Origin of the sequence: Sphingorhabdus sp. EL138 (assembly GCF_900258045.1) — a bacterium.
In the GTDB taxonomy this organism is placed as follows: Bacteria; Pseudomonadota; Alphaproteobacteria; order Sphingomonadales; family Sphingomonadaceae; genus Parasphingorhabdus.
Map to the genome: position 1 here is coordinate 176233 of NZ_OGVD01000003.1, position 19799 is coordinate 196031.

General features: G+C 56.2%; 8 protein-coding genes and 1 tRNA gene. 3 read left to right on the top strand and 6 right to left on the bottom strand.

Translation table 11 applies throughout. The features are described 5' to 3' along the window. Positions 1–37 precede the first annotated feature (37 nt). Positions 38–2980: a TonB-dependent siderophore receptor gene (locus DK507_RS07020; RefSeq protein ID WP_254054286.1), complete on the top strand. Its 2943-nt coding sequence runs from the start codon at positions 38–40 to the stop codon at positions 2978–2980. A 932-nt stretch (positions 2981–3912) separates the two neighbouring features. Here DK507_RS07020 and DK507_RS07025 read toward each other — a convergent pair. Further along, a complete protein-coding gene (locus DK507_RS07025) occupies positions 3913–11916 on the bottom strand; it encodes a hypothetical protein (protein ID WP_109355686.1) in 8004 nt (2667 codons plus the stop codon). 215 nt (positions 11917–12131) lie between these two features. On the opposite strand from DK507_RS07025, the gene DK507_RS07030 reads away from it, so the two are divergent. Next, on the top strand, positions 12132–13703 hold the full coding sequence (locus DK507_RS07030) for a winged helix-turn-helix domain-containing protein (protein ID WP_109355687.1): 1572 nt from the start codon (positions 12132–12134) through the stop codon (positions 13701–13703). A 53-nt stretch (positions 13704–13756) separates the two neighbouring features. On the opposite strand, the gene DK507_RS07035 is transcribed toward DK507_RS07030, so the two are convergent. The 3 genes from DK507_RS07035 to recJ form a co-directional block, all read right to left on the bottom strand. After that, on the bottom strand, positions 13757–14851 hold the full coding sequence (locus DK507_RS07035; protein ID WP_109355688.1) for a TIGR03032 family protein: 1095 nt from the start codon (positions 14849–14851) through the stop codon (positions 13757–13759). A 558-nt stretch (positions 14852–15409) separates the two neighbouring features. Beyond that, positions 15410–15484, bottom strand: a tRNA-Glu gene (locus tag DK507_RS07045). Positions 15485–15617: 133 nt separating this feature from the next. Continuing rightward, positions 15618–17384 carry a single-stranded-DNA-specific exonuclease RecJ gene (gene recJ / locus DK507_RS07050; RefSeq protein WP_109355690.1) on the bottom strand — a complete coding sequence of 589 codons (1767 nt, stop codon included), beginning with the start codon at positions 17382–17384 and terminating at the stop codon, positions 15618–15620. 65 nt (positions 17385–17449) lie between these two features. Between recJ and DK507_RS07055 the strand changes: the two genes are divergently transcribed. Further along, complete coding sequence (locus DK507_RS07055; protein ID WP_109355691.1) at positions 17450–17941, top strand: NAD(P)H-dependent oxidoreductase; 492 nt, start codon at positions 17450–17452, stop codon at positions 17939–17941. Here DK507_RS07055 and DK507_RS07060 read toward each other — a convergent pair. Then, complete coding sequence (locus DK507_RS07060; protein WP_109355692.1) at positions 17925–18524, bottom strand: uracil-DNA glycosylase family protein; 600 nt, start codon at positions 18522–18524, stop codon at positions 17925–17927. The two genes, DK507_RS07055 and DK507_RS07060, sit on opposite strands and share 17 nt — an antisense overlap. Then, positions 18525–19796: an alpha/beta hydrolase gene (locus tag DK507_RS07065; RefSeq protein ID WP_109355693.1), complete on the bottom strand. Its 1272-nt coding sequence runs from the start codon at positions 19794–19796 to the stop codon at positions 18525–18527. Positions 19797–19799 lie beyond the last annotated feature (3 nt).

Below are 19799 nucleotides of genomic sequence, written 5' to 3' on the forward strand. Positions count from 1 at the left end.
ATGGTTTGATTTCCGGAATTTTTGGGAGGGAAACATCATGAATAAAACACTCTTGCGTTGCACAAGTGCGCTTAGCGCGGTCGTATTTTCGGCCACGGTCGCACCGAATATGGCTCATGCACAGGACGTGCAAGAAGCGGATAATGACGAAAACATCATCGTCGTAACAGGCAGCTTCATTCGCGGTACGCCTGAAGATGCAGCGCAACCGGTGGATGTGTTCTCTGCGGCGGATTTGGATACCGCAGGTGTTTCTTCTCCGCTTGAATTTATCAAGGATCTGCCTCAAGTCGGCAGCGTACTTGGCGATACCAATCAATTTTCTACGACCGCTCAAGGCAATCAGGGCCTAGGCTCCATCAACCTGCGCGGTTTAGGTCCGCAACGTACTTTGGTGCTGTTCAACGGCAGAAGGACATTTACCGCACCGGGCGCCGTCGGTGGCGGTTTTGGTGATACAAATGCTGTTCCTCTTTTCGCGCTTGAACGGATTGAAATTCTAAAAGATGGCGCGGCGGCGACTTATGGTTCCGACGCTATTGCTGGTGTGGCCAACTTCATCACCAAAAAGGGTTTTGAAGGTGTCGAAATAAAAAGCGACTATGAGTTCGTCAATGGCTCAGACGATAACTATACTGCATCAATATTGGTCGGTAAAACTTTTGGCGATGTGAATATCCTAGCGGGCTTCGGTTGGCAGCATCGTTCGGAATTACCTACGACTGAACGCGACTATGCATCCCAACCATATGAAGTGAATCCGGCGGCTTGGTCTTCACTGGGTACGCCTGGTCATTTCTTCGTGCCCGGAAACCCTGGTTTCCTTGGCAGTGTACGCGACGTAGGCTGTAACGATCTGGGCGGGGTTGAAGACGCTGTCGGAGCTTTCCCGATTTGTCGGTTTAGCTTTGTTCCCTTTGATAACCTTGTCGAGGACACAGATCGCTATCAAGGCTATATTCAAGCAGATGTTGATCTCTCTGATACTTTCCGTTTTCGGGGTGAGTTTACCTATGCGCAAACCGACCTGGATTCGATCGGAACTTCGCCGGGATATCCTCCATTGCAAGGCCCCGGAGGCGCCGGTTTAGGTGGCGGACCTCCTTTCGGGGGGTTCAGCGTTCCCGTTGATAATCCTGGTGTTGCTCCTTTCCTGGCGCAGACCGGGGCGACATCACCACTAGGTGGCCGCCTATTTCCTTTCTTCTGGCGTCCCTATGGCTGGCTGGGCGTTCCGAACGACGAAAGAGGGTCGGGCCGCCAATTTGTTAACAGTAAGGCCTATAGATTTTCCGGTACCTTCGAGAAGGATTTTTCAGAATCATTCCGGGGGCAATTTTCGCTTACAATGATGAACTATGATCGCCGCGGTGGTTCACCGGGTATCATCGGATCGAGATTGCAGGCTGCGTTAAATGGTCTTGGTGGGCCAAATTGTAACGGCAATACTCCGGGTCTCAATGGCTGCTTGTGGTTCAATCCATTTACCAATGCCGGTCCCGGTAACCCTACTCTGGGCCTAGATAATCCATTTTACGTTCCCGGTGCTGAGAACACAGCAGAATTGGCCAATTGGCTCGCTGTTCCAAACGGTAACGACCAAAGCGAGGATACAGTTGTTGCGGATTTGATTTTCTCCGGCGAACTGGGCCTTGATTTTGGCGGCGGCGCCATTGGTTGGGCAGCCGGCGCGCAGTACCGCAAGACACGGTTCAACAACAAGCCGCTCAACGAATTTGGCAATTTGGATCTCAATCCATGTCCGGTATTGGGCGATCAATCTTGTGTCGGTGGCGCGCTTGAGGGAGCGGGCTCTTTTATCTTCCTTGGCGGTCAACGCAATGCAGATTTGACCCAGGATGTGATAGCTGCCTTTGCCGAAGTTGCTGTTCCGATTAGCGACACACTTGAATTCACCGCGGCAGCCCGTTTCGAGGCATATGGCGGTTCCATTGGATCAACCTTTAATCCAAAAGGCTCTGTTCGCTGGGAACCGACTGATTGGTTGGTGCTTCGCGGCTCGGTCGGCACGACCTTCCGTGCGCCTTTGGCGGCTCAAGTATCCACCAATGCTATCACGTCACTTGCCGGTCTAGCGGCGGCAGGCGGTGACTTTAAAGCGGTGGATATTGCCGGAAATCCAACGGATTTGGGCCCCGAAACAGCATTCACTTACAATGTCGGAGCTATTGTCGACTTTGGCGGCTTCAACTTCTCTGTGGACTATTGGAGTTTTGATTTCGAAGACGAAATCACCACAACCGATGGTCAAGCCATTGCGAGTAATGTGGTGCCGATACCCGATGGTCTTGCCGATTGTTCAAGCCCCTTTGTCGGCTTGATCACGTTCGCTGGCGGTGCCTGTGTTCAAGGTGTCACGGTGGGTGATGATATCTCTCGTGTCTTCACCCAGTGGGTCAATGGGCCGACAACAAAGACTACAGGTCTGGATTTCGCGGCAAGCTATACCACAGAAATCGGAACCGGTGTTTTGACCATCGGCGCGAATGCCAGTCATATTCTAACATACAAAGTCGGTGATTTTGATCTTAATGGCACGCTGCTCCGTCCCGGGTTCAGTGCGGTTGGTTTAGCCAATCTCGATCGCAATCCCGGCACTATCGCGCCGTGGCGGGGCAATGCCTATGTCAATTTCAATATTAGCGGGTTCAATGCGCGCTATGGTGTAAAATATGTTGATGGTGTTCGCGATGAGCGTTGTCCAGCTCTGCCCGACCCATGTGCGACCACCAGTTTTGGTCCCACGGATTTTGGCCGGAATATTTCGAGCTTCACACAACATGACGTTCATCTGGCTTATGATCTGCCGATTTCTGCCTTTGATGCCCAGCTCCAATTCTCGGTAGAAAACTTTACGAATGAAGATCCACCTTCTGCCAGAACGCAGTTGGGTTACAACCCATTCACCGGCAACCCGCTTGGACGGGTCTGGAGGCTTGGCGCCAAAGTTGGTTTCTAGTCTGTGGGGACAGGCTGGATAGCCCGCTAGTCAGTTCATTCTCTCTCGATTCTGACTAGAAAATCAGGGGTAAGCAGCAGTGCTTACCCCTTTTTTTATAGCTTGTCCGCGGCTCAAGAGGAGTATCGCCTGTCGATCACTATCAACAACCGGTTTTCTTTCATGGTTCCATGAGGGGGATGTAGCGTTGCGCAAGGCGATCAACTTAAAATTTGAACAAAAAATCGCACGGGCTTCTGCTGGCGATGCCGTCGGGCGGAATGCATGAGGGTCGGCTGCACAGAACACTTTCTTTCTAATACAAGAGCGAAAGCGATGCTTGTTTCGAGGCTCGAAGAGCGCCCTCTAACGTCCGCTTTGGGCGCAAAAGCGGCCATTGGTATTGCTTCCGCCAAATTTGTTACTAATGACTGGGTTTATGTTGCGAACTATTAGCTTCTTAATATCACTTGTGATTGTTTCGTTGATAGAGTTCTTCGCTGGCTATTTTTTAGGCCTTCTTATTTGCTGGACCAATAAAACTTGCTGGAAGCCCATTGAAAATATAACTGTCGGTTTTTGGCTGTTGACGATGCTGGTTTTGATTACCCTTTTTATAAAGAAATCGAGAAACGCATAGCTTTGTATGTCAAACCTAATGTCCGCTATCGGGATATTGCAGCCTCCATGAGAATGATCGAAATTGGAGCGCTTAACTGATCAGCGGGTTTTGAGTCGATAGGATTGCCAGCGCGGAAAGTAGGTTATGCATTCTTACTTGCTGACTTTCGCAAAACCGCTCGATCAGCGAGGCTAGTGAGACAGGGCGACAAAATGAGATACAGGAACAGATTGGCGGCTTAGCTTATCCGGGTCGGCTAGCGCTGCCTTACCCAGCCCATAGAATTTAAATCAGGAGCATTCGCTCTGACAGCAGCCTTGAGGTAGCGCCATTAAAACTTGATTCGCACCCCGGCCTGTCCACCGTAGCTCATATAACCGCCTGAGACGTCGGCCTGCGCTTCGATAAAGCCGCTGAGCGGGCCGTTGCCGAACAATGTCATGCCCGTCTCGATCCTGCCATATGTGCCAATCTCATTGTTCGTCAGCGCAATGGCATCTGGGCCGAAGGAGAAGTTAACCGGAGCGCCATCTTTGAATTCATGGACTACGCTGGCGCCAAGGTAATAGCCAATCCCCGTGCCATTGGCGCGCTGGCTCTTGCCTCCCAGGCGCAGGCCAGCAATGCCGCGCAGACCGTCAATACTGCCAAAGTCAAAGCGGATATCCTCTATCACTATGTCATCGAGACTGGTTTCCTGATAATCAAGGCTCACCTGCGGCTCGATAAAGAAGCCATCATTGCCAAACCGGTATCCGACCTGGGCGCGAATACCCAACGCATCACCATCGGCGTCACCCCGGAAACCACCAGCGCGGGGATCATTCAAATTGCCGTTGATTATATCATATTTGATCAGTCCGTCGGCATAGAAGCCGCCTGAACTATATGATGCTGACAGACCGATATTGAACACTTCAAACCGTGCGCTGTTGCCGCGCGAGGTAAAGCGGATGTTCGAGCTGAGATAGCCGGTGGTAACGCCAGCCGCGAAGCCGTCACCCGCTTCAGACGCCAGATCATAGCCAGCTTGGAGGCCGAAGAAGTCTTGGCTGTAATCGAGATCATTTGCGGTCGGCAACATCAAGCCAGTGCCCATGGTATCATCTTCGCGATTGGCGACATTGCCATAGAAGGTGAGCCAGTGCGGCGAGACGTTCTCGGCGTCGAGTCTGGTGCTCGCACGGTGCTGAGCCCAGGCATCGGTGCTGCGATACCACAGCGATTGCGCGCCTTCAGCGAGCTTGACCCCTTCCGCCACGGACGATGTGAAGCGGCGTGAGATGAGATAGTCATTGTTCCCCGCATCAAAGGTCAAATCAAGTGCCACAAACGGCGTGAAACTGAGCGACTGGGTCGCAAGCTCAAATGCGCCCTCAAGGCTGCCCCCAGCCGCATCGACCAGAGTGATCGCGTCGCCCAGACCTGCTCCTGCAGAAACATCATTGACGAGAATGCTGGTGGTGCCGCTTGCCGCGCCGCCAATGATCAGCTGATCTGCCGTGCCGGCAAAGTCGACATCGAGCTCCAGCGTGCCATCCGCGCCGACAAAGTCGCCATCAATGCTGAGGCTGCCCGAAGCAGCCTGACCGACCAGGGTGATAAGCCCAGCGCTCCTGAACGTTTCAATACCAATTAGTGATGTCGCCGCCTCGGCAGAAACCGTGCCGCCAGCAAGGTTTTCAAACATATCCGCGCCCGCGCCAAAGTCGCTGGTGCCGCGCACTTGGAACAGGCCAGAGTTTGTAAAGCTGTCATCACCACCAGCAAACTGAACAGGGCCCGTAACCGTACCGCTGTTTGCAAGCGTTATCGGGCCGGTGTTTGCCCCGCTCGCGATAAAGGCGAAGGTTCCGCCAGACAAGGCGCCACTATTGTTGACCGAAACCGCTCCGCCCTCGGTCGAAACGTCGAAACCATTGGCCGCGCCAAACGTCATACCGGTGAGACCTGCGGTGACGGTTCCATCGCCATCCACGCTAGCTACAATCCCGGCGAGCGAACCCATTACGTCGCCAACACCGGTGATCAGAACATCACCACCCGCACCACCAGTAGCATCGGCCAGAATGCCATTGCCGCCAATTCCGGTGATTGCGTCAACATCGCGCACAGTGATTGCGCCGCCGCTGGAGGCAAGGTCCAAACCGTCGCCCATCTGGCCGGTCACGCTGTCGAGATTATCGACGGTGATAACACCGCCCATTGATCGCACATACATGCCGTCGGTTGCGCCCACTACGTCGCCAGAACTGCCCTGAACCGTAATCGCACCGCCCGTGGACCGCGCATCGATCCCGGCTTCAACCAGACCGGTGACGACGGCAGTTGAGTCCAGAGTAATCGTGGTCGCGCCCGTGGTCGCATTGGCATCAATGCCTATGCCGCCACTGACCTGGTCGACCGTAATGTTGAGCGTGCCAGCATTTTGCTGATTAGCATAGATACCCGAAACAAGACGGCCGAATGTGCCTAACCCTGTTCCGCCGGTGACGCTGCCGGCACTGCTGTCGACAATCACGTCTGTGCCACTGCCGTTGATCGCAAAAATGCCATCATAGGTGGCCCCCGTCACATCTGCCGTGGTCAGCGAAAGCGCGCCCGATCCGCCATTAATCGCAATAATGCCGTGTGTGGCACCACTAACACTGCCTGCAGTGTTATCTATTGTCAGGCTCGTACCGATGTTAAGCGCCATGATACCTTCAGAGCTGGCACCCGTCACATCCGCTGTGGTGATCGAAAGCGCCCCTGATCCGAAGTTGTCCGCAAAAATGCCTTTGCCGCCGCCGCTAACGCTGCCCAAACTGGTGTCGATCGTGATCGAACCCGAACCATTGGTGTAAGCGAAAATTCCATCGTCGCTGGCGGTGATATCGCCGTTGCCGGTGATGGTAATCGCTCCGCCAGTACCCCCGCCCGCATATGCGGTGATACCATTACCACTCGTGCCGCTAATATCACCGGTCAGACCATTGCCGGTGATCGCAATATCGCCGCCATCGCTATCGGCCAGAATGCCATCGCGGCCGGTGCCAAGGATCGCATCGACCGCATTGACGGTGATCCCGCCGCCAGCGGAGGCGAGATCGAGAGCATCGCCAGCATTGCCGGTCACACTGTCAAGCGCATCAACTGTGATATCGCCACCCATTGACCGTACAAACATGCCATCGGTTGCGCCCACTACGTCGCCAGAGCTGCCCTGTACGGTGATTGATCCACCAATAGATTGCGCATCAATCCCAGCGCCTGTCAGGCCAGTGACAACCGCGGTCGAAGCCAGCGTAATTGTCGTGGCGCCCGTGGTTGCATTGGCATCAATGCCTGCGCCGCCACTAACCTGATTCACCGTAATATTAAGCGCGCCAGCGCTTTGTTGATTAGCGAAAACGCCCGCAAAAAGACGACCGGAAAAGTTTGCTCCAGCTTGGCCCGAGACGATACCGGCGCTGGTGTCGATCAGCATGTCCGCGCCTGCGACAGAATTGACCGCATAGATGCCATCAGACACGGAACCCGTCACATCAGCTGTTGTCAGCGAAAACGCGCCGGTCCCCTGACTGTTTGCCAAAATGCCCCTACTACCGCCGCTGACATCTCCCGCGCTGGTGTCGATTGTCAAATCAGTGGCCGAGGCCCCGTTGATCGCGAGAATAGCCTCAAAATTGCTCCCCGCTACGGCCGCCGTCGTTATCGAAAGCGCGCCTGACCCATAATTGCTCGCTTCAATACCTCGTTCGCGTCCGCTTACGCTGCCGGCGCTGCTGTGGATCGTAAGGCCAGTGCCAAAGGTGCGCGCACGAACGCCGTTCGTAAAGTTGCCCGTTACATCAGCCGTAGTAACCGAAAGGCCGCCAGAACCCCGGTTGTTCGCATTGATGTCGCCGGCAACGCTCCCGGTGCTGGTGTCGATAGTGATCGAACCTGCACCATCGGTGCTGGCAGTGATGCCAGCGCCGCGAATGTCGCCATTGCCAGCGATAAGGATGTTCCCGCCGGGTCCACCATTCGCCTGCGCCAAGATGCCAGAGCCCGCCGTGCCCTCAACCCCCCCGACCAGACCATTGCCGGTGACGGTAATGTCGCCGCCATCGCTATCGGCCCGAATGCCAAAGCCGCCGGTGCCGAGCACGGCATCAACTGCATTGACCGTTATCGCGCCGCCCGCTGAACCAAGATCAAGGCCATCGCCCGCATTGCCGGTAACGCTATCGAGAGTGTCGACTGCAATGTCGCCGCCGCCGCTGCGCACATACATCCCATCGGTCGCGCCAACGACATCGCCGGAGCTCCCCTGCACGGTGATCGCACCGCCCATGGACCGCGCTTCAATCCCGGCCTCAACCAAGCCGGTCACAACAGCGGTTGAGGCCAGCGTAATCGTCGTCGCGCCTGTGGTTGCATTGGCATCGATACCAACACCGCCGCTGACTTCATCGACTGTGATATTGAGGCTTCCAGTGGTTCGCTGATTAGCGCGGATGCCCGAAATACGGCGACCCGAGAGGTCCGTCCCTGTTCCCCCGCTGACGCTGCCCGCGCTGCTGTCTATCGTCAGGTCGGTGTCCGTACCGTAATTGTTGGCATAGATCGCATCGTATGTCGTGCCTGTAACGTCCGCTGTGGTCAGCGAAAGCGCGCCGGGGCCTCTATTGGTCGCCGTAATGCCAAAGGAGTTACCGCTGACACCGCCCGCGCTGCTGTCGATCGTCAAACTCGTGCCAAAGTTGAACGCAAGGATTCCGGTGTCATTGCTCCCGGTCACATCCGCCGTGGTGATCGAAAGCGCGCCGCTGCCGCTATTAAATACGCCAATACCGCGGGAACTGCCAGTCACGCTGCCAGCGCTGCTGTCGACTAAAATCGAACCCGCGCCATCGGTGCGAGCACTAATGCCGTAGTTACTGCCACTGACATCGCCATTGCCAGTGATAGTGATCGCGCCGCCTACGCCGCCAGTAGCATTGGCGTAAATGGCGCTACCTGCCGTGCCCTCAATCGCGCCGACCAACCCGCTGCCGGTGATGGAAATGTCGCCGCCGTCACTATCGGCCAGAATGCCAAAGCCGCCCGTGCCAAGCACCGTATCCACCGCATTGACATTGATGGCGCCGCCAGCGGACGCGAGGTCCAGACCATCGCCCGCATTGCCGGTTACACTGTCGAGCGTATCAACGGTGATTTCGCCGCCGCTGCGCACAAACATGCCATCGGTTGCGCCAACGACATCGCCGGAGGAACCTTGAACGGTAATCGCGCCGCCGGTGGACCGCGCATCGATCCCGATTCCTGTAAGGCCAGTGACAACTGCGGTTGAAGCCAGCGTGATCGTCGTTGCACCCGTCGTCGCGTTTGCATCAATGCCTGCGCCGCCACTAACCTGATCAACCGTAATGTTGAGCGCGCCTGCGCGTTGCTGACTCGCGTAAATACCCGCATGACTACGGCCTAAAAAGTCCACCCCCATTGCGCCGCTGACGCTGCCAGCACTGCTGTCGATAACTAGGTCCGCGCCCGCGCCAGAATTAGCAACGAAAATGCCATCATAGGTGGCACCTGTCACATCCGCCGTAGTCACCGAAATCGCGCCCGACCCAGAGTTACGCACCGTGATACCTCTGATGCCGCCGCCCACGCTGCCAGCACTGCTATCAATCGTCAGGTCTGTGCCCGAGTTGCGAGTATAAATGCCAGTATCGCTTGTAGCTGTCACATCCGCCGTGGTCAGCGAAAGCGCCCCTGATCCGCTGTTGTTCGCAGCAATACCTCTGCCGCTGGTGCCGCTGACGCTGCCCGCACTGCTATCAATCGTCAGGTCTGTGCCAGAATTGCCTGCCGAAATGCCACTACGACCAGTGACATCCGCCGTAGTAATCGACAAAGCGCCCGAACCGTCATTGCCTGCAATAATACCACCGTTGTTGGCGCTGACGCGGCCTGCGCTGGTGTCAATTGTGATCGAACCCGCACCATCAGTGAAAGCAACAATGCCATATCCATTGCCAGCGATATTGCTATTGCCAGCGATATTGCCATTGCCGGTGATGGTGATCACACCGCCTGCGCCGCCTCTGGCATCAGCGCGGATGCCATCACCCGCCGCGCCTTCAATGCCGCCGACCAGACCGTTGCCGGTGATAGTGATGTCCCCGCCATCGCTGTCAGCCAAAATGCCTCTGCCGCCGGTACCGAGCACGGCATCAACCGCATTCACATTGATCGCACCGCCAGCGGAGGCGAGGTCCAGACCATCGCCCGCATTGCCGGTTACACTGTCGAGCGTATCAACGGTGATTTCGCCGCCTGCTGAGCGAACATACATGCCATCGGTTGCGCCAACGACATCGCCAGAGCTGCCTTGAACGGTAATCGCACCGCCGGTGGACCGCGCATCGATCCCAGCTTCAACCAGACCGGTGACAACAGCGGTCGAAGCCAGCGTGATCGTGGTATCGCCCGTTGCCGCATCAACATCAATGCCAATGCCGCCACGGACCTGATCGACCGTAATGTTGAGCGTGCCAGCGCTTAGCTGATCAACAAAGAGACCCGAAAGACGACGGTTTAAAGAGTCCTTCCCCGTTGCGCCGCTGACGCTGCCCGCGCTGCTGTCAATTATCAGGTCGGCGTCCGTGCCAGCGTTGACCGCATAAATGCCATTAGAGCTGACACCAGTCACATCCGCCGTAGTCAGCGAAAGCACGCCCGATCCAAAATTGCGCGTATCAATACCTCTGATTTCGCCGCTGACGCTTCCGGCGCTACTGTCGATCGTCAAACTCGTGCCAGAGTTCAAAGCAACGATTCCGGCATCATTGTTCCCGGTCACATCCGCCGTGGTGAGCAAAAGCGCGCCCGATCCGATGTTGGACGCAAAGATGCCACGGACGCCCGTCACTCTACCCGCGCTGGTGTTGATCGTCAGATCTGTGCCACTATTGTCCGCAAAAATGCCATCGGCGCTATTAGTCGTCACATCCGCAGTTGTGATAGAGAGCGCCCCACTGCCAAGGGTCTGTGCACGAATGCCGTTGCGGATTCCGCTGGTGACGCTGCCCGTGCTGGTGTCGATTGTGATCGACCCCGCAAAGGCCGAGCGCGCAAAAATGCCATAGTTACTGCCGCTGACATCGCCATTGCCGGTAATCGCAATATCGCCGCCATCGCTGTCGGCATTGATGCCATCACCCGCCGTGCCTTCAATGCCGCCGACCAGACCGTTGCCGGTGATAGTGATGTCCCCGCCATCGCTGTCAGCCAAAATGCCTCTGCCGCCGGTGCCGAGCACGGCATCAACTGCATTGACTGTGATCGCGCCGCCAACAGAACCAAGGTCCAGACCGTCGCCGTTCTGGCCGGTTACGCTGTCGAGCGTATCAACGGTAATGTCACCGCCAGCCGAGCGCACATACATGCCATCGGTCGCGCCCACGACATCGCCCGATGAGCCTCGGACGGTGGATGATCCATTGCCCAATCCAGACAACTCAATGCCAGCCCCGCCACTTCCGATCACGGTGCCGACCGTCAAATTAAGGTTCGAATTACCAGTTTGACCGATTGAAATTCCGTTTGTGCCGCCCGAGATAACACCTCCGCTGGTGTCCAAATTAGCAACGCCATCGGTAGAGATTGTGATGCCGTCACCTGTCGCACCCGAGACATCGCCTGTTGTAAGTGAGAGCGTCCCAGAAGTTCGATTGCGGGATTCGATTCCATCCTGTCCGCCGCTGATAGTTATCGAACTGGTATCTAGCGTTTGGCCACCGGACGCGGTGTAGACATTAATGCCATCAGCGCCGCCGATGATCGAGCTCGTCCCTGTCGCGGCATATTGCGTGAGAGTGACGCGGCCCAATGCATCAATGTCGAAGCCATCAGTTGCAGTGCCGCTGGTATCAACGGCAAATCCATCTTCGATCTCAATCGAAACCGTGCCACTGGTGATGGTTTGCGTGGTGGTCGCATCGCCGCCCGAATTCTGGCAGAAAAATTCGCCTGAAGCTGGTATGGTTTCAACACAGGCATCCTGCGCCATCGCTGGACTTGCCCCGGCAAGGATGGCGAGCGGTGCGGCGGACCAGCGCAGCGCGGATTTGGCAAGGCTGGCGAGCGATGCGCGGGGCGCTGCATCGGTATCAGCTAGTGCAAGCTTGCTGCCAACTTCAACCAGGCCAAGCTCGGGCGAGTAGCTCACCGCTTGGCCGCTAACCTTCGTAATGCGCCCACCGCGCACCATGCCGAAGCCGAACCAGCTGCGCCGGACCCGTTCATTTTCACCGAGAATATCAGTGATTACTTCTCCGTCAGTTTTACGCACAAGATCAGTCATATTGCCCCTAAGACCCCGCCGGGTCGCAATTTAAATTAGCCTGTCGATATGTGTGGAGCCGCCTTGCCTCAAGCTTGCCCCCAAAAAACCCCGTTTTGACCTTTCCCCTACAGGTTACACCGGGTATTGGTTCGTTTACGCAGGGGCAGTATGAGAGTTTGGCCTTTCGACAGCCGAGATAATAACCAGCCGAATTGCTTCAGGAGGGAAGCAGCTTGATCTATAAATTTAGTGTGTTCGCCTATGATAGCGACCGGTTTGAACTGATCGACTCGAGCGGCGAGGAAGTCCCCCTGCAGCCGATGACGAAGGAACTGTTATACCTGTTCCTTCAAGCGGGCGTGGGACAGCTTCTGACCAAGGGCACAATCATTGAGCAGCTATGGCAAGGTCGGCAGGTTTCAAACGCCGCGCTGCTCAGTCAGATCAAGACTTTACGTGCGGCGCTGAACGATACCGAAAAGCCTCGCCAGATCATCGCCACAGTCCATGCCAAGGGTTGGCGGCTCATCCCTGAGGTGGAAATGGTGCGCGAACGCTCGGTGGCTACAACGCCTGTTGCTGGTGTGGATGCACCCAGCTCCGAGCTGGTTGGAGAGAAGCCATCAATTGCCGTGCTACCGTTCCGGATCATCGGCGACGCACGTTCGCCCAACGCATCTTTTGCCGAAGCCCTGCCAGATGACATCATTTCCGCGTTGGCGCGTCTGCATATGCTGCGCGTGATTGCACGCGGTACCAGCTTCCAGTTTGGCAACGGCAATATCGCCCCGTCAAAGCTGCGCACGGCGCTTGGCGTCGATTATTGCGTCAGCGGCGCGATCGAACTGGGCGGAGATAGTCTTGTCGTTCTGATCGAACTCGCTGATACACGTGATGACAGTGTCGTCTGGTCTGAGCGGTTTGAATTTGATCCGCGTGCTGTCCACGAAATCAGGGAGCATGCAGTCGGGCGTGTGGTGCATGAGGTTGAGCGGCAAATCCCGCGCAATGAAGCAGAACGATTACGGATTTCAGCATCGAAGGATCTGACCGCGTGGCAGGCCTTTCACATGGGTTCATCGCTGATTTACCGCCGAGGGATAAGCAATATCGAGCGCGCGCAGGCTTATTTTACTCGCGCTGTATCCATCGATCCGGATTTCGCTCGGGCGCACGCGGCATTGTCGCACACCTATTGGTGGCTGCTGCTCCAGCGGACATTGCATGATCCGGGCGATGCGCCGCAGTTAATGCGCCAGTCGGCTGAGGCAGCAGTCGATGCCGATCCGGATGACCCGTCCGCAAACTTGGCAATGGGCAAGGCGCTTTCGCTCGGCACCCAACCCGACCAGGCACCGGAATGGCTGGAACGCGCGATTGATCTTTCACCCAGCTATGCCATGGGCCACACGCAGGTAGCGGCCTATCATGCCTTTGCCGGGCCGTATCAGGACGCGATGGAGCATGGCGCTTTGGCGCTTAAGCTGAGCCCGCGTGATCCGATGCGCTACAGCACATATGCCGCGCACGCGATTGCGCAGTTCAATCTCGGCGATATTCAAGCAGCGGCAGAGTGGGGGCGTCGCGCACAAAGCGTACCACATGAAGATTTGATGATAATGGTCACTGCGCTTTGCGCGGTGTTTTTGGCCGGAGACAAGCAGGAAGCAGCACAGATCGCTGGCAAGATTCGCAGTGTCTTTCCGACCGTCACCATCTCGGGGATTGAACGCTCAAACCCTGCCATGGGCGATCAGGTGCGCCCGGTCGTCCAGGCAATCCTCAGCGCAAATGGATTTCACTAGGCCGTCCTAATCGGCCTGTGCGTTGACCGTTGCATTCGATCGCTTAGGTCAGCCTACTGCTCGATAGTGATAAGTGTCCCGGCATCGGTCGAGCTTGGTGAGACGGTCATCGGACAGCTGAACCCTTCGATCAGCTCGACATCATACAGCTCGCCAATATCGCCATCAATCCGGAACCAATCGACGCAGGTGCCGGTTTGCAGATCAATCACCTGGACCCCGCACCACGGCTCGCTATCGGCATCTTTCAAGCGTTGATCGAGCTCTAAGCCTTCAAACCTCTGATATCGCGGGCGAGATAAACCAACGAAGGCGAACCCGCCATGGAACGAGAGACCGCGCAAAAAGCCAGGACAGAAGGTGAGCGGTTTGAAACTGCCCATCTTAGCCTTGCCGTTCGGCAGCTCGACATGGCCCAGTTCGCCCGTGCCCGAATTCAGCACCCACAGCTTGCCATCATGCCAGCGCGGCGAATGCGGCATGGATAGTCCTTCGCAGATAACGGCCTTCTTCTCGATATCGATCACCACGCCGCCATCGCCGCGGCGATCGCGCCAACCATCGATTGTGTCGGACTTGGAAACGGCGGTGACATAGGCGGGCTTGCCATCGCGCATCGCCAGACCGTTTAAGTGGCAGCGATCCTCATCCACAATGTCACTGATGAAAGGTGGTCGCCAAACAGGCTTGAACGAATGCCGCTGCGAGACGGTGGCCAAGCAATTGTAGCGCGTGTTGACGAACACCAGCTCGCCATCCTTCTGCACGCCGACATCATGCGCATCGAGCTGACCAGTGGTGTAGATGGTCCGCGGCATGAAGCAGGCGTCATAGGTCTGATTGATCCGCTGGTCCGCATCCAGCACATTTTCCAGCCGCATCACCTGCGCGCCCGCTGTCAGCACCAGGCGCCCCGGCCCATCTGCACATAGTCCCATCGGCTTAGGCATGCCCGACTGGTGCAGCTGCGGATTACCTTGAGGCCCGCTGCCCAGCATGTAGAGAAAGCCGGACTGATAAGAAGTGAAAGCGAGAGCGGCCTTGAGCTCAGCCAGCCGCGCAATAATCCCGCCTGACAGCGAGTAGGAAACCTTGGGCGGTGCCGCACCAACCTGGCTTGCTGCGACCTGTTGTCCTTGGCTCGTCATTCAATTCCGCCCTGTATATATAGTGGTCAATTGGTAGTCGCAGCGATAACTGGCCGATAAATTTAGTGCTGTAAAGACGGGCTGTGTTGGCGTTCAAAATACCGGTTCCATAAAACCGCCCCGTTTCGAAGAGTGCACGAGCGCGAATGCATTGCTGGCGATCGAGAAGGAACCGGATTGCCAAATCTGCTTCTGGTTGAAGGGATGTTGGGGCCGATCTTGGCGTTGAAGTTCCATGGCACGCGGTTTTCAGCTGCAGGATCAAGTTGTGAATATATCATCTTCATTCTTGGAGGCCGGAATGGCCGCAGAGAATGTCGGCTTTCGAGAACTAAAATATTGGGAGTTAATGTCTCGAATGGGGCGCAAAGCTGCCATTCGTTTTGAAAACACTTTTCTGCCGGTTAGAGACTGGGGCAGTAGCTTCCGGTTAAAGTCTCGCCCAGTCCAGTCTCTGTATTCGAAACACGGTTGCTCACGGCTGCAAGCCCCCGAAAAGACGCGAGAAAATCGCACACTAGAACGCACTAAGGCATTGATATGATTTGGAAAACTGCGTGGTGACCCCTACGGGAATCGAACCCGTGTTTCAGCCGTGAAAGGGCCGCGTCCTAACCGCTAGACGAAGGGGCCGTACCAATGCTCGAAAGCATCACTGAACAGCGAAATTGGGCGATTAGGGATATCGGGCGCTTTGGTCAACCCCTTATTGGCGGTTTGCGGGCATATTTACCGATATTTATTGTGAACCCCAGAGTGCGTGGGATTAATCGGCCCACGCGGCATCTTCCAGATGGATTTCGGCGGCGGGACGGCTGCCCCAATCGTCTATTTTAGCACGGCCGGCTATCCACAACTTCCGATTCTTCGGCGCGCTGAGAAGGGCTTGGCCAAGATCGCTCTCGGCGGCGCGAAAAGCGATGGTTTTGATCGAGCCGCCATCGTCGCCCGCCACAATCATCCGGACATGATCTTTGCCAACAATATCGCATTTGATGATCCGTACCGGCCCGGCTGCGATCCGCGGCGCTGGCCAACCCATGCCATAGGGTCCTGCACCATCCATCGCTTCTACGAAGAGCGGATTGACTCCCTTGGGTGACAATACGGCATCGAGCAGAAGGGCTTTTCCGGCTTGCGCGGTGCTCACATTTACCGCCAAACGGTCGTTCAGGAATTCGCTGAATGCGTCAATCTTCTGTGCATCGATGGTAACGCCTGCCGCCATTGCGTGACCGCCGCCAGCGATCAGCAGGCCTTGTTCCTTTGCGGCAATTATGGCGGCGCCCAGATCAACGCCCGAAATTGAGCGCCCAGATCCTTTTCCGATGCCTTCATCATCCTCGGCAATGATGATTGCAGGGCGGCCCAGTTTCTCCTTGATACGCCCGGCGACAATACCGATTACGCCCGGATGCCAACCTTTTGCCGATAAAACCGCAACGGCTTGATTCTGTTGAGAGGAGCACATGGCCTCGGCTTCTTCCAGCACATGAGCCTCGATCGCCCGCCGTTCCTGATTGAAATGATCCAGCTCGGCAGAAATTTTTTGCGCTTCTTCCGGGTCTTGCGTGGTCAGCAGGCGGACACCCAGATCGGATTTACCGACCCTGCCGCCAGCATTAATCCTTGGTCCCAGAGCAAAGCCGAGGTCAGAACATATTGGTGCGCGTTTCAGGCGACTGGCATCAATCAGGGCAGACAGGCCGACATTTTTGCGTTTTGCGAGAATTTTCAGTCCCTGCGCCACAAACGCTCGATTAAGCCCGCGCAGTTGCGCAACATCGGCAACGGTACCAAGCGCAACAATATCCAGCAGTTCCAGTAATTTCGGCTCGGCGCGGTCTTTGAAAAAGCTTTTTCCGCGCAGATTGCGGACCAGCGCTGCGCTCAACAGAAAAGCCATGCCGACTGCGGCGAGATGCCCATGCTCGGCCCCGGCATCGCTTTCATCCAGGCGATTGGGATTTACGAGTGCGCTGGCTTTGGGCAGCTCGGCAGCGCATTTATGATGATCAACAACGATGACCTCAACGCCTGCTGCATGTGCCATGTCGAGGGCATCAAAGGCCATTGCGCCGCAATCGACTGTAACGACGAGATCGGAGCCTTGCTGGCCCAGCTTGACCAAAGCCTCACCTGAGGGGCCATAACCTTCCATCAGGCGGTCCGGGATGTAGTAGCCGGCCTCCAGGCCAAGATCACGGAACAGGCGGATGAGCAGGGCAGCACTGGTCGCGCCGTCAACGTCATAGTCCCCGAAAACCGTAATATTCTCATTTTTCAGGACGGCCTGCGCCAGCCGTTCCGCCGCTACGTCCATATCCTGAAAAACCGACGGATCGGGCATGAAGCCCCGGATAGTGGGTTCCTTGTTGATATCCAGTGTTTCGCGTGTTGCGCCGCGGGCTAGCAGCAGCTGTGTCACCAGGTCATCGGGTTGAAAACCGGGGTCGCGAGCATCGGCACTGGTGCTGCGCCATTGCCAAGACTGGCCGGATAGCGATTGGGTGACATTAAGTACTGCATTCATGTCATTAGCTATGCGCGAACCATGGTCCGCTGACAATTGCTTTGATCGCTGTTAGGGCAGGGCGGATGAAAAACCTGCTTATCGTCTATCACAGCTATACCGGTGGCACCCAGCAGATGGCGGAGGCCGCTGCAGCGGCAGCGGGCGGCGAAAAGGATATGAAAATCACGCTGATGCGGGCCGAAGATTGCGAACCGGCCGATATGCTGGACGCCGATGGCTATATTTTTGCGACACCTGAAAATTTGGCAGCGATTGCCGGGGTGATGAAGGCCTTTTTTGATCGCTGCTACTATCCGCTATTGGGGGAGATTGAAGGGCGGCCCTATGCCGCGATGATTTGTGCAGGATCGGATGGAGAAAATGCCCGGAAACAATTGGAACGAATTGCCACCGGATGGCGGCTCAAGAAAGTAATCGATACGCCGATCATCTTTACCCATGCGCAGACCGAAGAGGCGATACTGGCACCCAAGGCGATAGGCGAGACGGATAAAGCGCAATGTGCTGAAATTGGCGCGACCTTGGCCGCCGGTCTCGCTATGGGCGTTTTTTGATCAACCCGGCGACACGTTTTTGCAGCACCGGAATGACATCCGCTTCAAACCAGGGATTTGCCTTGAACCACCGGATATTGCGGGGACTGGGATGGGGCAGGGGCAGGGCACTCGGCCAAAATTCTTCCCACCGCTCCACCGTCCCGGTGAGCGTTTTGGACTTGGCGTCTCCGAGATGCCAGTCGAGGGCATATTGACCCAGAATCAGTGTCAGCTCGATATTCGGCAAGTGATCAAGCAAAGGCCGCCGCCATTGCGGTGCACATTCGGAGCGGGGCGGAAGGTCTCCTCCTTTACCTGTTCCGGGAAAGCAAAAGCCCATCGGTATGATCGCGAATAATGCTGGATCATAAAATTGATCTTCGGTCACGCCGAGCCATTTACGAAGGCGCTTTCCGCTTTGATCGTCAAAGGGACGCCCTTTTTCATGGGTTTTGCTGCCGGGTGCTTGCCCGGCAATCAGGATTTTGGAGGTCGTTCCTGCTTGCAATAATGGGCTTGGGCCGAGCGGCAGGCCATCGCAAATCTTGCAGGCGCGAACGTCTGTCAGCAGTTTGCCAAGTTTGTTTGCGTTGTCTGTCATTTATTCATCATCGCGGCGGCATATCGTCAGATGATTTGGTTCTTCGTCCTTCGCCGGAGCGGCGAGTGCAAAGACATAAGATAGATGAGTTTGCTCGCGCGCATTCATTGCACCGCGCCCCCCGTTCACCACGGCGGCAAAGTCTTTGCATGCGACCGCACTGCGCAGATAGTCGCCATGTCCCACGCGGCCCTGACTGACGGCGGTGGTATCAACGATGGTCAAACCGCTTTTTTCTGGTGGCGCATCATATTGCGACTTTGCGGCATAGCAGCGTTCCGGCAGTCCTTTTTCTTTCAGTTCCGCCGCTTTGAACGGGTCAAAGCAGCGCGGATTTCCCAATCGCGGATAGCCATGGACATCATGGGAAAGAGATAGCGCTGAGTCTTTTGCCGAAGCATAGACAGTTATCCGGCGATCATTGTTGACCCGCCGGGCAGACAGTATTTCCTCGGCAATATCGCGCTCGAAATCCTGTCGGTCAACGTCTGGAGAAGCCAGAATGATGTTAGAAATGACGCTCGAATCGCCATTGGACGCGGTCCGGTCAACAAATTCGACTGCTGGCAAAACCAAACGCGCACCCAGTGAGTGGGAGACCAGTACAATTTCCTTGGTCCATTCTTGCTGGGCAAGCTTGGTCAGGAACCGCCGAAAGTTGCGTTCGTCCCAATACATATTGGTTTCATCAACGGCATATTTCAGCAACTGCCCCTGCGAGGGCCAGCTATACTGAATGACCGGACCGGTAAAACCCGTGAGGCGTGAAATTTGGGCGGCATCGCGAGAGCTTGTTAAAAATGTTTCGCGATAGCCATGGACATAGAGCAAGACCCGGCCGTCACGATTGCCCATGGTTCTGGACAGATCCGTCCACCACTGTGTCTCGTTGGACATGGCCAGCGGGATGCGGCGATCATCGACCTTGCCTTTGTCATTCAAGACGTCCTGTGGGGCGCCGAAGCGGCCATAGCGAACTTTATCTCCGCGATGCTTGAGCAATTTGACGGTTTCGTTGCGGCAATCGGGCAATCGACTGGTGACGACAAAAAAGGGCTTGTCGGCCAGCGCTGTTTCACCATTCGTACCATTGGTTGAATGGGCGGATGAAATATCCGTGGCCGCTGGATCGCATCGCCCGTTGGCGACATAGTCTGCGTGGCGGATATCGCCATAGTCAACCGGTGAGATACAGCCAGCAGCTATAAACGTCAGGCCCAATGCCAGCGGCCTCAAACCACCCAATAATGCCTTGAGCGTACCGCTGACCATGGT

Excerpts from the sequence above, each read along its gene's own strand:
- DK507_RS07020 (WP_254054286.1), top strand. The coding sequence starts at position 38 with ATGAATAAAACACTCTTGCGTTGCACAAGTGCGCTTAGCGCGGTCGTA.
- DK507_RS07025 (WP_109355686.1), bottom strand. The coding sequence starts at position 11,916 with ATGACTGATCTTGTGCGTAAAACTGACGGAGAAGTAATCACTGATATT.
- DK507_RS07035 (WP_109355688.1), bottom strand. The coding sequence starts at position 14,851 with ATGACGAGCCAAGGACAACAGGTCGCAGCAAGCCAGGTTGGTGCGGCA.
- recJ (WP_109355690.1), bottom strand. The coding sequence starts at position 17,384 with ATGAATGCAGTACTTAATGTCACCCAATCGCTATCCGGCCAGTCTTGG.
- DK507_RS07055 (WP_109355691.1), top strand. The coding sequence starts at position 17,450 with ATGAAAAACCTGCTTATCGTCTATCACAGCTATACCGGTGGCACCCAG.
- DK507_RS07060 (WP_109355692.1), bottom strand. The coding sequence starts at position 18,524 with ATGACAGACAACGCAAACAAACTTGGCAAACTGCTGACAGACGTTCGC.
- DK507_RS07065 (WP_109355693.1), bottom strand. The coding sequence starts at position 19,796 with ATGGTCAGCGGTACGCTCAAGGCATTATTGGGTGGTTTGAGGCCGCTG.